This is a genomic window from Ruminiclostridium cellobioparum DSM 1351 = ATCC 15832, from assembly GCF_000621505.1.
Taxonomy (GTDB): domain Bacteria; phylum Bacillota; class Clostridia; order Acetivibrionales; family DSM-1351; genus Ruminiclostridium; species Ruminiclostridium cellobioparum.
Map to the genome: position 1 here is coordinate 76804 of NZ_KK211294.1, position 15331 is coordinate 92134.

A 15331-nucleotide genomic window follows, 5' to 3' on the forward strand; every position below is an offset into this window, starting at 1 on the left:
TACAAGACTTTTTTTGGCAGGGGAGACAGGACTTGAACCCGCAGCCGACGGTTTTGGAGACCGCTACTCTACCAATTGCGCTACTCCCCTAAGACGAATATTAGTATACAATACAGTTTGCAGTCTTGTCAATGAAAAACTGATATTTAGACCAAGAATTTTGCGTGTGAAGATAAGGATAGCTATTTTCCATTTTTCGACCGTATTATTTCCGGGTTTTTTAATAATATTGCTCCTTTACTTGAAAAAAGGTATTATTAAAAGTAGAATATTAAGTAACATTTTTAAGCAGTAAATTTTAAAGCAACACATTTTAAAATAATACATTTTGAACTCAAGTTATATAATTTTAAGGCACACTTGATTGACCGATTGTAAAATACAGATAATGAGGCAGCTATGAAATTCAGAGACAATTTCTTTATTTTATTTATAATCTTCATATGGTTGGGTGCTTTGGCTACTATTCAGATAAGAAGCACTGTGGACATGCAGCGTCAAAATGCCGAGACCCTGGATCTGGGCAAGCTGAAGGACCAGCTTGATTCAAAAATCAAGCTTGGGGAATCCTATAAGGCCCAGATAACAAAATTGGAAAATGACAAGGAGGTTTTTATCAAGGCCTCTTCAACCAATGCGGCAAATGCCCAGTCCAAAATGGAACTTGACTATTTAAGACTGATATGCGGGCTGACGGATATTACAGGGGACGGAGTCATTATTACCCTCAATGATGCTGAGGGACCTGACGTAGTTGATGCTGATTCGGTTATGGACTATATTATCCACGATTCCGACATACTGAATGTGGTGAATCAGCTCAGAATCGGCGGAGCGCAGGCTATTTCCATCAATAATGAGAGGATCATTTCCACAAGTGAGCAGGTGTGTGCCGGTCCTACCATAAAGGTCAACAGCAACCGCTATGCGGTTCCATATGAAATAAAAGCCATCGGTGATCCTCATGAACTGTACGCGACCTTGACCGGCAGCGGTTTGATCGATGAAATGACCACCCTTGGCAAAAGGGTCACCATAACTCAGAAGGAAGGCATTGAAATACCTAAATTTTCAAATGATATCAGCGGTTTGATTTCCAAGTTGGAGGTAGTTAATAATGAAAGCAAAAAGAGTAAGTAGAAATATATCCATAGCCTTGATATGCGTTATTTTGGGCCTGGCCTTGTCCTGGCAGTTCCAGAGCATCAGGAGCAATGCAAAGGTTATGAATCTGGAAAGCCAGAAAAAAGATGATCTGGTTGTTAAAATACTCAATGAACAGAAAAATAATGAGAATCTGAGGGCAAAGCTTAACGAACTGCAGGTTCAGCTTAACAAATTCGAAAGCGCAAGAGGTAATTCCGACGAAAACCTGAAGCTTTTGACCGATGAAATACAGAAGCTGAAAACAGTGGCAGGCCTGACCGATGTTAAAGGCAGGGGTGTAACTGTGACTTTTGCAAAGGAAGATTCACTTAATGTGGAGGATGACGATCTTTTGTTCGTGCTGAACGAGCTCAGGGCCACAGATGCCCAGGCGCTGGCAATTAATGACCAGAGAATAATCGACACTACCGAGGTGAGGGTCGCCGGAGGTTATATAATGGTAAACGGCCGGCATGTTACACCGCCATATGTGATAAAAGCCATTGTAGACCCTGACAATGCAGTGAATGCACTGAATATGATCGGCGGAGCCCTGGAAAAAATAAAGCTCTTCATAGATGTACATGTTGAAAAGTCTGATAACATTGAGATTCCGAAAATAAGTGAGGAATTGATAAGGACAGATAAGTTAAAGCCGGTGGAAAAGGATTGACCCAGGGCCCCGGCCTTGTTTTAAAACAAATTGTATAATACAAAATCATCAGCTTTACCACAAATGACAAGGCAGTCTTGCAGTATGTTAAAACATCATACTGCAAGGCTCTTTTTTTGTTCTCAAATCAATATAAAGTTTATATAAATAAATATAAATAACTTTTATCATAACGAGGCCATAGATGTCTGTGCTGTCCTACAGGACTCTTTTTCCTCGTTAGATGCGCCTAAGTAAGAAAATTCTTTTAAAATTTTCAATTAATCTTATGCGTTGTAATGTATCAATTACGTCGATGGGGGTAGTTAAATTGAGGATTAGAAAAGTAATTACCATATTTATTATACTGGTCATTTTTGCCCTGCTGTTTGATAACTTTATAGTGCGCCATAACAGGGCAGACCTGAATTCCAGACTCTCGGACCTGGGCGGGGTTTATAGTGCCAGCAGCAGGAATGTCGACTATTCCAACGAGCTGACAGGCAGAGTTATAGATGAGGTAGACTCTGCTGCGGGGGAGGAATCTGCACAGCAGGGTGTTTATTCCTATGAGCAGAAAAGATGCTGGGGGATCAGCCGCCAGCCTGACGGCCAGACTCCCAGGGCAGACCCTGGGGCAGGTGATGTGCTGAAAAAATACGGCGGCAAATATTTGGGAGATGTAACAAAAAATATTATCTATCTCACCTTTGATGAGGGCTACGAGAATGGTTACACCCCCAAAATACTCGATACTCTAAGGGACAACAATGTAAAGGCCGCATTTTTTATTACAGGCCCCTACCTTAACGAACATCAGGACTTGGTGCGGAGAATGGTTGAGGAAGGCCATACGGTGGGGAACCATACCATTCATCACCCGAGCCTCCCCGAAAAGGATGATTCACAGATAGAAGAGGAAGTTCTGGGGCTTGAGAGGGCTTTCAACGAAAAGTTCGGTGCAAAAATGAAATTCCTCAGACCCCCAAAAGGCGAGTACAGTGAACGAAGCTTGAACATCACATATAAACTGGGCTATTGCAACCTTTTCTGGAGCTTTGCGTATGATGACTGGCACAGGGACAAAATACGCGGTCCCGAGTATGCATACAAAAAAGTTATGAGCAACCTGCATAATGGAGAAGTAATGCTTTTGCACGCAGTATCCAAAGATAATGCGGATGCCCTGGATATGATAATAAAAGGAGTCCGGGCAAGCGGATACGAATTCGGAAATGTGGAAGAACTTGCAAACTAGTTCTACTGTGAAGAGAGGCAGGAATCCGATGAAGAGTAAGGCTTTGGAGAAAGGAAAGGCTGTCAGGAAAGCTGGGGCTGCCAAAAAGGAGCAGGAAAAGAAGAAACCCGGACTTAAGGAAAAGGTTGCTGAAATCCTTGAACTCCCTAAAGAAATAGTCTTGAATATGCCCAAGCTGACCATGCTGGGGAATGGGGATCTCATTGTTGAAAACTACAAAGGCATTGTAGAGTATGATGAAGGGATTATAAGACTCAATACAACCTCGGGAATCATTAAGGTAACAGGCACTAATATTTACATAAAGGAAATCACACTCGAAAACATAATGATTTTTGGTGAAATTCAATCTCTGGAATTTATGAAATAGATTATCGGATGATTGAATTTGAGCAAATGAAGAATATCTTGGGCATATGAAAAAACGCAGGTGCTCTTTATCACTGTTTGCTTGCGTGCATGTACCGGGTACGCAGATAGGAGATTAGATGTTGATTTGGAGATTATGGAATTATATCAAGGGATATGTTATTATTATAGTTGAAGGTTACTTTTTGGAAAAGTTTATAAACATATGTACCCATAGAAACATCCGTCTTTGGAATGTCAAGTGGCAAAAGAACAGCAGGGTGTCAATGAAACTCAGTATAGATGATTTCAGGGAGCTGAGACCTGTTGTAAAGAAGACCAGGTGCAAGGTGCATATTGTCAAGCGAAAAGGTATCCCGTTTATTTTAAACAGGTATAAAAGCCGTAAGGCCTTTGTGATAGGTTCCGGTATTTGTATTATTGCTTTTTTTCTGATATCCTCCTTTATCTGGGATATATCAGTTGCCGGAAACAGTAATGTTTCTACCGAATTTATACTGGAAAGGTTAAGGGAGAACGGCGTAAGGACAGGTGCCTTGAAATTCAGGATCAATACGGATGATGTTGTGGAAAATATGATGCTTCAAATAAATGACCTGGCCAGAATCAGTGTTTCACTAAAAGGAACCAGGATTTATGTGGAAGTCACCGAAAGAACAAAGCCGCCTGAATTGATAAATAAGGAAATTCCCTGTGATATCATAGCATCCAGGGACGGAGTGGTTTATTCGATAGTTGCCAAGGAGGGACTTGAAACAGTAAAGATTGGAGATACTGTTACAAAAGGTCAGCAGTTGATTACAGGCAGGGTGCTCAATGTTAAAAATCCTGAAGCACCTCCATTGATGGTGCATTCCATGGGAAGCGTAAAGGCAAGGACCTGGTATGAAGCAACTGCAAAAATTGAGCAAAATCTCGTAACGGCTAAAAGAACGGGCTTGAAAAAAGAAATGTATTCGATAGTTTTTTTTACAAAAAAAATCAAATTATTTCACACTCAAATTCCATATAATAATTCAGAGCATGTGGAATTGAAAAAAAAGCTGTCGCTTGGAGCCAACTTTGCTTTACCTTTTGAACTGATCACTGATCAGTATTACGAGTATGAATTGGAACAGAACAAGGTTGATATGGCAACGGCAAAAAAAATTGCTTCTGAGAAGGCGGTAGAATTGGCACAGAAGCAGATACCCTCTCACGCAGAGGTGTTGAAGAAGAATATTACTGAAGTTGAGGACGGCGATGGAAGCAAATCAGTCAGAGCATTGATAGAATGCATTGAAGACATCGGAATTACACAGGAGATTGGAGGAATGTGATACTTGACAGAAATAGTGGAAAAGAGTATTGATTTTTACAGTATTGAGTATGCAATGAATATTTTCGGAAATTATGATGAAAATATCAAAATTATAGAGGACGCCTTAGAGGTGAAGGTACTGACAAGAGGGACTTCGATCACTATTAGCGGTGAGGAGGAAAACGTACAAAAGGCCGAAGTAATAGTAATAAAGCTTCTGGAAATTGCAAAGCAGGGACAATCCATAACCAGGCAAAATGTTCAATACCTGGTTGGGCTCACCCTTGAGAAGCAGATAGAGAAAGCTGATGAAATTATACAGGACTATGTGTGTCTGACAGCCAAAGGGAAGCAGATCAAGTATAAGACCCATGGACAGAAGCTTTATTTCAACGCCATCAAGAAGAATGATATAGTTTTTGGAATAGGTCCTGCCGGCACGGGTAAGACCTTCCTGGCAGTTGCAATGGCGGTTACGGCTTTCAGAAACAAGGAGGTCGACAGGATAATCCTTACAAGGCCGGCAGTGGAGGCCGGTGAAAAGCTGGGTTTTCTGCCAGGGGATCTGCAAAACAAGGTCGACCCGTATCTGAGACCTTTATATGACGGTTTGTATGAAATAATGGGTGCTGATCTCTATATGAAATACCTGGAAAGAGGTATGATAGAGATAGCTCCCCTGGCCTATATGAGGGGAAGAACTCTTGACAATTCCTTCATCATCCTTGACGAGGCCCAGAACACAACTCCCGAGCAAATGAAGATGTTCCTTACCAGAATAGGCTTCAACTCAAAGGCGGTTATAACCGGGGATATCACCCAGATAGATTTGCCGGGGGAAAAGAGATCGGGCCTCAAGGAAGTGACAAATATTTTAAAGGATATCAATGGTATAGAGTTTGTTTACCTCACAGAAAAAGACGTTGTCAGGCACGAACTGGTACAGAAAATCATAGTTGCTTATGACAAATACGATAAAAAGAACAGTGTAAAGCAGTAGTTTAGGGGATTTGCCAATGAAAAAAAACAAGAAGAATACCAGCAAACTGAACAAGCTTGCCAGGAATAACAATGTACAAAGGATGTTCCTGGTATTGATTACTGTTTTAATTGCTTTTATCATAATTGAAACAGGTGCCCAGCCCACCAAATACAAATTGAGTGTCGGTGACGTATCCAGATATGACATTCCCGCACCGAGAGACATTGTAAATGAGGTTTTGACCGAACAGAACAGGCTGGCTGCTATGGAAAATGTCGAACCCGTCACAAAGGAAGATACCAAAGCCTTTGTGGAGGTAATCTATAAAAAGGACGACTTTTTCAAGGCAGTGGCCGGGTCAAGATCAAGTGTTGAGAAATATTTAAAGGATATGGGTATATCATCCAGGGATGAAAACTATGCCCAATATCTGAAGGATGCCCAGAATATTGCAATCAACAGTTTGTCGGGACAGGTGAAAAAACAGGGTATAATCCTGTCGCAGGACCAGATAAGCTACCTTGTTACAAAGGCCACAGACAGCGAAATGGAAATTTTCGAGGAGCTGACCAGGCGTCTGATTTCCGAATCCATGGCCGAAGAGGTTACCGAAAGCAATCTTGCAATACATTTACATAGGTTGCAGAACAGTTACCAGAGTGAGCAGGGTATAAGCCAGGAATTGAAGAATATAGGGGAACATCTGGTCAGGAGCATTTTAAAGCCAAACAGGATTGTGGATGCTGATGCTACCGCAAAGAAGAAGGAAGAAGCCTACAACGACAATGCAAACATTGTAAAGATAAAAAAAGAGTCCAGGATAATAAGCTTTGGAGATATAGTTACCGACGATAAGCTGAAACTGCTGGAAGATCTCAATCTGCTTGAGAAAAACGGAAAATATGATTACCTGTTCTCAGCGGGTATCCTGTTTGTAATTTTATTCCTTACAACGCTGACAGCCCTGTTCCTGAGGAAATATAACAAGGACATATACAACAGACGGAAGGATATACTGTTGATTTGTCTGATAATAACAATAATTCTGGTGCTTGCAAGGTATTTGTTTACATTTTACGATGGTCTTGTAATACCTATATTTATGGGGACCATGCTGGTAGCAACTCTTTTGAATATTGAAACCGCCGTGGTGATAAACTGTATTCTGACCATCGGCATTTCAGTAATGTCCAAGGGGAATTTGAAATTTCTGTATTTGGGCCTTATTTGCGGTGTCATATCGGCATTTATGGTCTCAAAGGCCAATCAGCGCAGCAGGATGTCCATGAATGGAGTATTGCTCGGCCTTATAAATACTGTTTTTATTGTTTGTCTGGACTTTATTTATAAGAGTGATTCCAAGACCATACTGATCGACAGTGCGGTAGTATTTCTGAACGGTTTTGTGTCAATGATTCTTACCATTGGCTTCCTGCCGTTTCTGGAGAGCGCCTTTAATATAGTCACCCCATTGAAGCTTCTGGAGTTGTCAAATCCCAATCATCCGCTGCTGAAAAAGCTTTTGATCGAAGCTCCGGGGACCTATCACCACAGCCTGATGGTAGGGAATCTTGCAGAGATTGCCGCCGAGGATCTGGGTGCCAATGCGCTTCTGGCGAGAACAGGTGCGTATTTCCATGATGTCGGCAAGCTTAAAAGGCCTGACTTTTTCAAGGAAAATCAGTTGACCGAAAACCCCCATGACAGGATGACTCCAAACCTGAGTACCCTTGTCATTACGTCCCATACCAAGGATGGCCTTGACATAGCAGCCAAATATAAACTCCCCCAGTCAATACTTGATATAATCAAGCAGCATCACGGGACTACACTGGTTGCCTATTTTTATCATAAGGCTTTGAAGGGAGAGGGCGAGGCCGAAATCAAGCAGGAGGACTACAGATATGACGGACCAAAGCCTCAGACAAGGGAAGCAGCAGTGGTAATGCTGGCCGATTCGGTTGAGGCTGCCGTGAGATCCATGAATGATAAAACAGAAGCCAAAATTGAAGCTCTGATCAGAAAAATTATAAAGGATAAGCTGGACGACGGTCAGCTTGACAATTGTCAGCTTACATTAAATGACCTCGATAAAATAGCAAATTCTTTCATGAGGGTATTGAGCGGATATTTCCACGCAAGGGAGCAGTATCCTGAAATAAAGGATGCCCTGATGGGAGCGAATAATGTGAATACCAAAGAGATTAATGAGTTATCCGAAGCCGCCGGGACAGATGCCGTTGGGAGACCGGCAGGAGCTGACGGGGAAAACCGCGGAAAAGGAGAGGCAAGGGTTGATAATAATAGAAAATGAACAGGACAGGATTTCAATATCCGGAAATATAAATGAGTTGATAGAGCGCACCATAGACCTCTGTATGAAAGCTGAAAAGCTGGAAAAGGCTTATGAGGTAAGCGTGTTAATAGTGGACGACGAGGAAATAAGGAAAATAAACAGGGAACACAGGGATATTGACAAAGCTACCGATGTGCTTTCGTTTCCTATGGCGGAATTTGAAAACGGTGAACTCATCTCGGATGAGGGGGACTACGATCCCGAATCCGAAGAGCTGATGCTGGGGGACATAATCATATCTGCCGAGACTGCAAAAAGGCAGGCCCATGAGTACGGACACAGTTTCGAAAGAGAAATTGCCTTTTTGACGGCACATTCCTGCTTCCATTTGCTGGGCTATGACCACATGGAAGCGGAGGAGGAAAAAATAATGCTTGGCAAGCAGGAAAAAATCCTGCGGCAAATGGGTTTAAACAGGCACAGTATTTAGCTGCATTTATGCAGATGTGGAGACATATATGAAAAACAGAAATCTTTACGAGAGCTTTAAGACGGCTTCTCAGGGTATATGGTATACCCTTGTAAAAGAGAGGAATATGAAGATTCATTTTGCCGCTGCTGCCGGTGTTATTCTTCTTTCGCTCTGGCTTGGCGCAAGCAGGCTTGAATTGACCGTACTTTGCCTTACAATAGCTATGGTTATTTGTTTTGAACTCATAAATACAGCAATGGAGGTCATGGTTGATATCATTGTTGACGTATATCATCCCAAAGCCAAAATAATAAAGGACGTGTCGGCAGGAGCCGTCCTTGTATCCGCATTCTTCAGTGTTGCCATTGGCTGGATCATTCTGGGAGATAAGCTTATAAACAGGTTGATTATTTTATTGAAATATTTTTAAATCCAATTGACAAAGATAATGTCAGGTGATAGTATGAATATAAAGAGTGGTAATACCACCTTACCAAGTTAGTTTGGTGGCTTGCAAATTTTTAATATTACAAAAGGAGTCTTGGTTTTGAATTATAGTGATGGAGTAATAAATAAAAATGCCGTAAGCGATCAAATAGTTGCATACATTGAAGAACGTATCATAAAAGGAGAGTTAAAAAGCGGTGATAAACTTCCCAGCGAGAGGGTATTTGCCGAAACACTGGGCGTCAGCCGTATTCCCCTGAGGGAAGCTCTGAGATCCCTGAGCCAGCTGGGGCTTGTAGAAACAAAGCACGGCCAGGGCACTTTTATACGTGATGCCAATAATAGTTTTCTCACAGGGAAGCTGGCGACATATATGTATTCCAGCGATACTTCGGTTTTTGAAATTCTGCAGTTCCGCCAGATTTTGGAGTCTGAATGTGCAAAGCTTGCTGCAACTTTAGCTACAAAAGAAGAGCTGGAGGAGATCAAATATTACAGGATAAAGGCCGAAGATGCCGAGGCTTCCATCCGGAACGGTGATTATGATGAATTCAGTTCCATGGATATCAAGTTTCATACGGCCATAGTAAAGGCCTCACACAATCAACTATTTCTCAATCTATTCAATGCAATTCATAAAACGCTGAGGATACAACAAATTTGGAGTTTGAGCGAAAGTCATGAAATTTATGATTATATAGATTTTCACCGGCAGATAACAGAAGCCATAGAAAACAGGGATCCTGAGCAGGCATACAACTGTTCGAGGGAGCATATCATCAGCGTGGGCAATCTCATGATGAAGAGTTATAAAAAAGATCAGGAATAAGTTCTGTTAAAAATCCAGCTGAAAAATTGAGATTAATATTGTAATATACATTTAGCCGGATTTTTTTATTCAAAGTGGTAATACCACCTTACCAATTAGTGAGGATTATAACTTATACACAGAAGAGCTTAACAATAAAAGGGGGTTATCCAATGGATATTCTGAAACAAAATATTATTGCGGCAAAGGACGATTTAATACTGGCTGCCCGGAGAGCTGTCAGGTCGGGACTTCAGACCGGCACAGGGGGCAATATAAGTGTCAGGGTTCCGGATTCCGGTTTAATGGCAGTAAAGGCAAGCGGTGTGGCTTTTGATGAATGTGTACATGATAATATTGTGGTTACCGACTTTCAGGGAAATGTGCAGGAGGGCAATTTGAAGCCTACACAGGAGTTTGTGCTCCACGCTTCCCTGTATGAAAAATACGGAAATATCGGTGCCATAGTACATACTCATTCTCCATACTCCATAGCATGGACCTACACAAAAAAAGATCTGCCTCTTATAACACAGCACGCAATGCTCAAACTGAAGCATGCCATACCAAATTTATCCTATGACACACCCACAATTCCAAAGGAAGGCATGCTGGAAATATATAAAAATATGGACGAGAAGGCCGGCTTGCAGGCATTTTTACTGGAAGGCCACGGTATTGTGGCAATTGGGAAAAGCGCGGTTAAAGCCTGCCAGACAGCCGAGCTTATAGAGGAGACGGCAAAGATCGTATACCTGAATGCAGTTCTTAAAAGTACATTAAAAAAATTTAAAGATCTTTAAACAGAATTTAAAAGCATTTGAAATGGAGATTAAAATGAAAAATGAGCAGATTTTTTGTTTAATGGAAAAGATAAAGGATGAGGATTATATAATAGCCACCTATTACGTTGAGTTGATGCAGAATGAAAGTATAGTAAAAAAAGCTTCTGCATTTGCCGTAGGTCAAACCCTCGGAACATGGATTCCCGTTCCCGGGATTGATGATGCAATGAGAGAACGGCATATGGGTAAGGTAGTAAACATCTATGATATTCCGCCTGCCGATCTTGAAGTGTCCGGGGATGAAAAAAGAAAATATCTGATTCAGATAGCATTTCCCATAGAGAATTTCGGGAACCAGTTCCCCATGATGCTGACAACCCTGGTCGGTAACGATGCTTCCACCTCAATTCAGACAAAGCTTGTTGACGTTCAGTTCCCCAAAAAATTCACAGCTGGTTTCGGCGGCCCCAAATATGGTATTGAAGGCATACGCGAACTGAGTGGTGTGAAAAATCGTCCTTTGCTGCTTAACATGATAAAGCCCTGTACAGGAATCACACCTGAAGCAGGTGCCGGAATTTTTTATGAGACGGCTTTAGGCGGAGTTGATTTGATCAAGGATGACGAACTTCTGGGTAATCCTGCCTTCAGTGAGATTTCAAAAAGGGTAAAAGAATATAAAAAAGCAGCCCGGAGGGCCTTTGAAGCCACCGGACACAAAACCCTGTACGTGGTGAATATTACCGACCGCGTGGGAAATATGCTGAATAATGCAAAAAATGCAGTTGATCTGGGTGCTGACGCAATTATGATCAACTATTCGGCAGTGGGCTATGACGTTCTTAATTATATTTCGGAATCAATAGATATTCCCATTCTGGGGCATTATGCGGGAGCCGGACTGTTCTATGAATCAGGGTTCTCAGGTATAAGCTCCCACCTGGTCACAGGGAAATTCCCGAGACTGGCAGGAGCGGATATGGTGGTTATCAATACACCATATGGAGGTTCCAATTTGAAGCATCAGAAATATTTAAACACAGTACAGCAGCTTACCCTGCCTTTTTATGACCTGAAGCCGGTATTTCCGGCTGTTGGAGGCGGAGTACACCCCGGCATGGTAGAAAGGTATATGAGTGATCTGGGAGCAGATATAATATTGGCTTCCGGCGGGGCGGTGCAGGGTCACCCCATGGGAGCCGCCGCAGGGGCAAAGGCAATGAGACAGGCTGTGGATGCAGTGGTTGAAGGAACAAAAATGGAGGATGCCGCAAACCGTCACGAGGAATTGAAATGTGCTCTGGATTTGTGGGGGTATCAAAAGACCTAGGAGGATGAGTTAGTGAAAAAACCAGTTTTCGGTTCGGGTTGGAAAATGTTTTTAACGGATAAGGAAGCCATGAATTATGCTCAAAGGCTGAAAGAAAATATTCCCGGGGAACAGGACGCAGAACTGTTTGTGCTTCCGTCCTTCACGGCTGTAGAAAGGGTAACGGCAATACTGGCAGGGACTGACATAAATGTTGGGGTACAGAATATGTGCTGGGAGGAAAAGGGAGCCTTTACCGGAGAAGTATCGGTATTGTCACTGAAGGAAATGGCTGTCAAATATGTGGAAATCGGACATTCAGAACGCAGAACGTTATTTGGAGAGACAGACCGGACAGTAAATTTAAAAATCGGAAAGGCCATGGAACACGGCCTGGTACCCATATTCTGCATGGGAGAGGAACTGCAGGAAAAAGAAAAAAATCTTGCCAAAGAGCTGCTTTCAATAGAGATAAAAAACGCTTTGCACGGAATACCTTATGCTGACGCTAAAAAAATTATTTATGCATATGAGCCTGTATGGGCCATAGGCATGGAGGATTCGGCCCAACCCGATTATGCCCAGGAGATACTTGGATTTATCAGACAGCTTCTTGCGCAGATATACGGGAGGTCCGAGGGGACTGAATTTACCGTGGTATATGGCGGAAGTGTGTCCCTTAAAAATGTGGAGGAGCTCATTTCACAGCCTGATATTGACGGAGTTTTTGTAGGCAGGGCAAGTTTGAGCATCGAATCCTATATGGAGATGCTTGATATAATCAAAGATTCATGGAGCAAAAAAGTTAAGAAGCAGAGAGGGGACGATGAAAATTGATCATTGCAATAGGAAGTGACCAGTGGGGATTTGATTTTAAACAGATGCTTATAAAGGAATTCACAGCTAAAGGACATGAATTTGTTGATGTCGGTGCTTATAACAGGGATGAAATAGATTATCCCGACATAGCTTATACCGTTGCACAGAAAGTTTCTAAAAAAGAATGTGAAAGAGGCATACTGATATGCGGTACCGGAATCGGTATGGCGCTGACCGCCAACAAAGTTAAAGGTGCTTATGCCGCAGTATGCCATGATGTTTATTCCACCGAAAGGTCAATACTCAGCAACAATGCCAATATCATGTGTATGGGAGCACAGGTCATAGGGCCTAAAACTGCATATTCTCTGACTGACCTCTGGCTGAATCTGGAGTTTGACAGTAAAAGCAATTCAGCGAGAAAAGTTCAGGAAATATATCAGATTGAAAAGCTGGGCTAATAATCATTAAATAACAAGGAGATATAAAATGTCTAAACTAACTGTAAGACCAATCAATACAGGATATATACCAACCTATCCAAAGCAGTATCATTATCATCATTCGGTCCACAAATATTATCCTGACATAAGTGATGAAAAGGTTGCACTGCCGGTGTTTACATTTCTTGTAGAAGGAGGGGAGGAGCTTATTCTGGTGGATACGGGTATGGCCTGGACCGACAGGGCAAGTGCATATCACCATCCGGGCTCTTATCAGCCGGAGGGAATGGCAATCCATGAACAGCTTGAAAAGATAGGCTGCAAATGTGAGGATATTAAGAAAGTTATTTTCACTCATCTGCATTGGGATCATATATTTTACATGGAGAAATTCACCAATGCCCAGTTTATAGCACAGCGCAAGGAGTATGAGTTCGCCATGGATCCAATACCACTGTACTATAAGTCCTACGAACACCCGTCGCTGGGAGTGAAGCGTCCTTTTGAAGGTATAAAAATAGATCTTGTGGACGGTGAGGCGGAAATTGCTCCCGGAGTGAGAGTATTCCCCACACCTGGACATTCTCCGGGACACCAGTCTGTTGAAATCGACACAAACCAGGGCAGTTATATTTGTGCAGGCGATTCGGCTTTCATCATGAATAACTTTAATGAAATCGGTGAGATCAACTATACAGTAACTCCGCCGGCACGCTTTGCAAATATGGTGGAATGCTGGAAGAGTCTTGAAATACAAAAGAAAAGAGCTAAAAGCCTGGAATTCATACTGCCTTGCCATGAACCGGAAATAGAAGAACGTATTAAGAAAACTCCGGTTCTGGGAAAATAACCGTTTGAATGGAAGGTAATTATTGATATCATGGAAAAAACCATAGCAATTATCGCCAGTTTGGATACAAAAGAAGCTGAAGTGACATTTGTGAAGGAAATGATAGAAAAACAGGGCTGCAAGACTTTCATTATAGATGTGGGAGCAAAGGGCAGCGAGCGCATTATGCCCCATATCAGGGCTGAAGATGTGGCCAGGGTGGCAGGCAGGGAATGGGACAGTATATATGACATTCCAAAACATGAAATGATAGCGGGACTATTGGAAGGGATAGCTGCTTTGATGCCTGAACTGTATGCTCAAGGGAATTTTGACGCTGTTTTGTCTCTCGGCGGTGCCCAGAATACAACCATAGGCATCAGTGCAATGAAAAGCCTGCCCGTTGGGCTGCCAAAGCTGATGGTCTCCACAATTGCGTGCGGACAGAGGACTTTCGAGTCATTCGTGGACACAAAGGATATCACTATAATGCCGTCCATTGCAGACATATCCGGAATCAATAACCTCACCCGCACCATTTTAAGCAATGCTGCGGCAGCTATTGCGGGAATGGCCAAACACGCGGGAGCTCCATTAAAATCAGGCCAGGAGCTCATTGTTGGGGCAACGCTGATGGGGGTGACCAATACCGGAGTTGCAGAGGCAGTCAAGCTGATGGAAAAAGCCGGCTTCCAGGTCATAAGCTTTCATTCCACCGGTGTGGGAGGACGGGCGATGGAAGAATTTATTCAAGAGGGCGCAATCCGGGCAGTAATGGACTTGTCCCTGCATGAAATCACATCCGAGATGTTCGGAAAGGGCTTTTCCACAGGGGCCAATAACAGGCTGGCTGCAGCCTGCAATGCGGGCATACCCCAGGTGGTGGCACCCGGAGGGGTTGACTTTATTGACTTTTATGCAAAAGAATTGCCGCAGGATTTAAACAAACGCAAACATATATATCATAACTCAAACATTGTACACGTTAAGCTCCTGGAGCAGGAAATAGTCAGGGTGGGCGAGATTATTACCGAGCGGTTAAACAAAAGCCGCGGACCCGTCACTGTAATTATTCCCTTACGCGGATTGAGACAGAATACTTCTCCGGGTGAAGCCTTATATGCCCCGGAGGTCGACAACGCTTTGATTGAAGTGTTGTACAGGGGATTGCGCAGGGATATTAAAATCGTTGATGTGGATGCAAATATTAATGATGAGATATTCAGTAAAACAGCTGCGGCAGAGCTGCTCAGGCTGCTCAGGCAGCAAAATATGGAATAAATGTAACTGTTGAGGGGAGTTTGCACAAAAAGCGTACTTTATATTGAAAATATATTGTGCAAAATAACCTAAAAAGATATTGACTTATGTAACCTTGTTTTATATAATGTAATACGAAAACGTTTTCGTGTTAGC

The 15331-nt window shown here is 42.5% G+C and carries 16 protein-coding genes and 1 tRNA gene; 16 read left to right on the top strand and 1 reads right to left on the bottom strand.

The window, feature by feature from the left end:
* Positions 1 to 14 precede the first annotated feature (14 nt).
* Positions 15 to 90, bottom strand: a tRNA-Trp gene (locus T344_RS0124860).
* A 309-nt stretch (positions 91 to 399) separates the two neighbouring features.
* Here T344_RS0124860 and T344_RS0124865 point away from each other — a divergent pair.
* The 16 genes from T344_RS0124865 (at position 400) to T344_RS0124940 (ending at position 15196) form a co-directional block, all read left to right on the top strand.
* Complete coding sequence (locus T344_RS0124865; RefSeq protein WP_027630953.1) at positions 400 to 1140, top strand: DUF881 domain-containing protein; 741 nt, start codon at positions 400 to 402, stop codon at positions 1138 to 1140.
* Complete coding sequence (locus tag T344_RS0124870) at positions 1118 to 1819, top strand: DUF881 domain-containing protein (RefSeq protein WP_027630954.1); 702 nt, start codon at positions 1118 to 1120, stop codon at positions 1817 to 1819. Before T344_RS0124865 ends, T344_RS0124870 begins: the two co-directional genes overlap by 23 nt.
* 310 nt (positions 1820 to 2129) lie before the next feature.
* Entirely contained in the window at positions 2130 to 3056 is a 927-nt protein-coding gene (pdaA, locus tag T344_RS0124875) for a delta-lactam-biosynthetic de-N-acetylase (RefSeq protein ID WP_027630955.1), read from the top strand.
* A 28-nt stretch (positions 3057 to 3084) separates the two neighbouring features.
* Positions 3085 to 3426, top strand: a complete 342-nt coding sequence (yqfC, locus tag T344_RS0124880; RefSeq protein WP_004625393.1) for a sporulation protein YqfC — start codon at positions 3085 to 3087, stop codon at positions 3424 to 3426.
* A gap of 118 nt (positions 3427 to 3544) precedes the next feature.
* Positions 3545 to 4744: a sporulation protein YqfD gene (yqfD, locus tag T344_RS0124885; RefSeq protein ID WP_027630956.1), complete on the top strand. Its 1200-nt coding sequence runs from the start codon at positions 3545 to 3547 to the stop codon at positions 4742 to 4744.
* A 3-nt stretch (positions 4745 to 4747) separates the two neighbouring features.
* Positions 4748 to 5725, top strand: a complete 978-nt coding sequence (locus tag T344_RS0124890; protein ID WP_027630957.1) for a PhoH family protein — start codon at positions 4748 to 4750, stop codon at positions 5723 to 5725.
* Between the two features lie 16 nt (positions 5726 to 5741).
* Positions 5742 to 8021: an HD family phosphohydrolase gene (locus T344_RS0124895; RefSeq protein ID WP_027630958.1), complete on the top strand. Its 2280-nt coding sequence runs from the start codon at positions 5742 to 5744 to the stop codon at positions 8019 to 8021.
* Positions 8002 to 8493, top strand: coding sequence for an rRNA maturation RNase YbeY (gene ybeY / locus T344_RS0124900; RefSeq protein WP_027630959.1), 492 nt, complete (start codon positions 8002 to 8004; stop codon positions 8491 to 8493). Before T344_RS0124895 ends, ybeY begins: the two co-directional genes overlap by 20 nt.
* 28 nt (positions 8494 to 8521) lie before the next feature.
* Positions 8522 to 8905: a diacylglycerol kinase family protein gene (locus T344_RS0124905; RefSeq protein WP_027630960.1), complete on the top strand. Its 384-nt coding sequence runs from the start codon at positions 8522 to 8524 to the stop codon at positions 8903 to 8905.
* A 117-nt stretch (positions 8906 to 9022) separates the two neighbouring features.
* Positions 9023 to 9751 (top strand): FadR/GntR family transcriptional regulator, encoded by a 729-nt coding sequence (locus T344_RS0124910; protein ID WP_027630961.1) that lies wholly within the window; start codon positions 9023 to 9025, stop codon positions 9749 to 9751.
* Positions 9752 to 9903: 152 nt separating this feature from the next.
* Positions 9904 to 10533 (top strand): class II aldolase/adducin family protein, encoded by a 630-nt coding sequence (locus T344_RS0124915; RefSeq protein ID WP_051572254.1) that lies wholly within the window; start codon positions 9904 to 9906, stop codon positions 10531 to 10533.
* Positions 10534 to 10567: 34 nt separating this feature from the next.
* Entirely contained in the window at positions 10568 to 11845 is a 1278-nt protein-coding gene (locus tag T344_RS0124920; RefSeq protein ID WP_027630963.1) for a RuBisCO large subunit C-terminal-like domain-containing protein, read from the top strand.
* A gap of 12 nt (positions 11846 to 11857) precedes the next feature.
* On the top strand, positions 11858 to 12661 hold the full coding sequence (tpiA, locus tag T344_RS29275) for a triose-phosphate isomerase (RefSeq protein ID WP_051572257.1): 804 nt from the start codon (positions 11858 to 11860) through the stop codon (positions 12659 to 12661).
* The gene (locus tag T344_RS0124930) at positions 12658 to 13104 is read left to right on the top strand and encodes an RpiB/LacA/LacB family sugar-phosphate isomerase (protein ID WP_027630964.1); all 447 of its coding nucleotides are present in this window, start codon (positions 12658 to 12660) and stop codon (positions 13102 to 13104) included. The genes tpiA and T344_RS0124930 overlap by 4 nt, the downstream gene beginning before the upstream one ends.
* 28 nt (positions 13105 to 13132) lie before the next feature.
* Positions 13133 to 13936 (top strand): N-acyl homoserine lactonase family protein, encoded by an 804-nt coding sequence (locus tag T344_RS0124935; RefSeq protein WP_027630965.1) that lies wholly within the window; start codon positions 13133 to 13135, stop codon positions 13934 to 13936.
* A 30-nt stretch (positions 13937 to 13966) separates the two neighbouring features.
* Positions 13967 to 15196, top strand: a complete 1230-nt coding sequence (locus tag T344_RS0124940; protein ID WP_027630966.1) for a Tm-1-like ATP-binding domain-containing protein — start codon at positions 13967 to 13969, stop codon at positions 15194 to 15196.
* Positions 15197 to 15331: the final 135 nt, after the last annotated feature.

Bases quoted from the DNA above. Each gene is read 5' to 3' on its own strand.
- T344_RS0124865 (WP_027630953.1), top strand. From the start codon at position 400: ATGAAATTCAGAGACAATTTCTTTATTTTATTTATAATCTTCATATGG.
- T344_RS0124870 (WP_027630954.1), top strand. From the start codon at position 1,118: ATGAAAGCAAAAAGAGTAAGTAGAAATATATCCATAGCCTTGATATGC.
- yqfC (WP_004625393.1), top strand. From the start codon at position 3,085: ATGAAGAGTAAGGCTTTGGAGAAAGGAAAGGCTGTCAGGAAAGCTGGG.
- yqfD (WP_027630956.1), top strand. From the start codon at position 3,545: ATGTTGATTTGGAGATTATGGAATTATATCAAGGGATATGTTATTATT.
- T344_RS0124895 (WP_027630958.1), top strand. From the start codon at position 5,742: ATGAAAAAAAACAAGAAGAATACCAGCAAACTGAACAAGCTTGCCAGG.
- T344_RS0124905 (WP_027630960.1), top strand. From the start codon at position 8,522: ATGAAAAACAGAAATCTTTACGAGAGCTTTAAGACGGCTTCTCAGGGT.
- T344_RS0124915 (WP_051572254.1), top strand. From the start codon at position 9,904: ATGGATATTCTGAAACAAAATATTATTGCGGCAAAGGACGATTTAATA.
- T344_RS0124920 (WP_027630963.1), top strand. From the start codon at position 10,568: ATGAAAAATGAGCAGATTTTTTGTTTAATGGAAAAGATAAAGGATGAG.
- T344_RS0124935 (WP_027630965.1), top strand. From the start codon at position 13,133: ATGTCTAAACTAACTGTAAGACCAATCAATACAGGATATATACCAACC.
- T344_RS0124940 (WP_027630966.1), top strand. From the start codon at position 13,967: ATGGAAAAAACCATAGCAATTATCGCCAGTTTGGATACAAAAGAAGCT.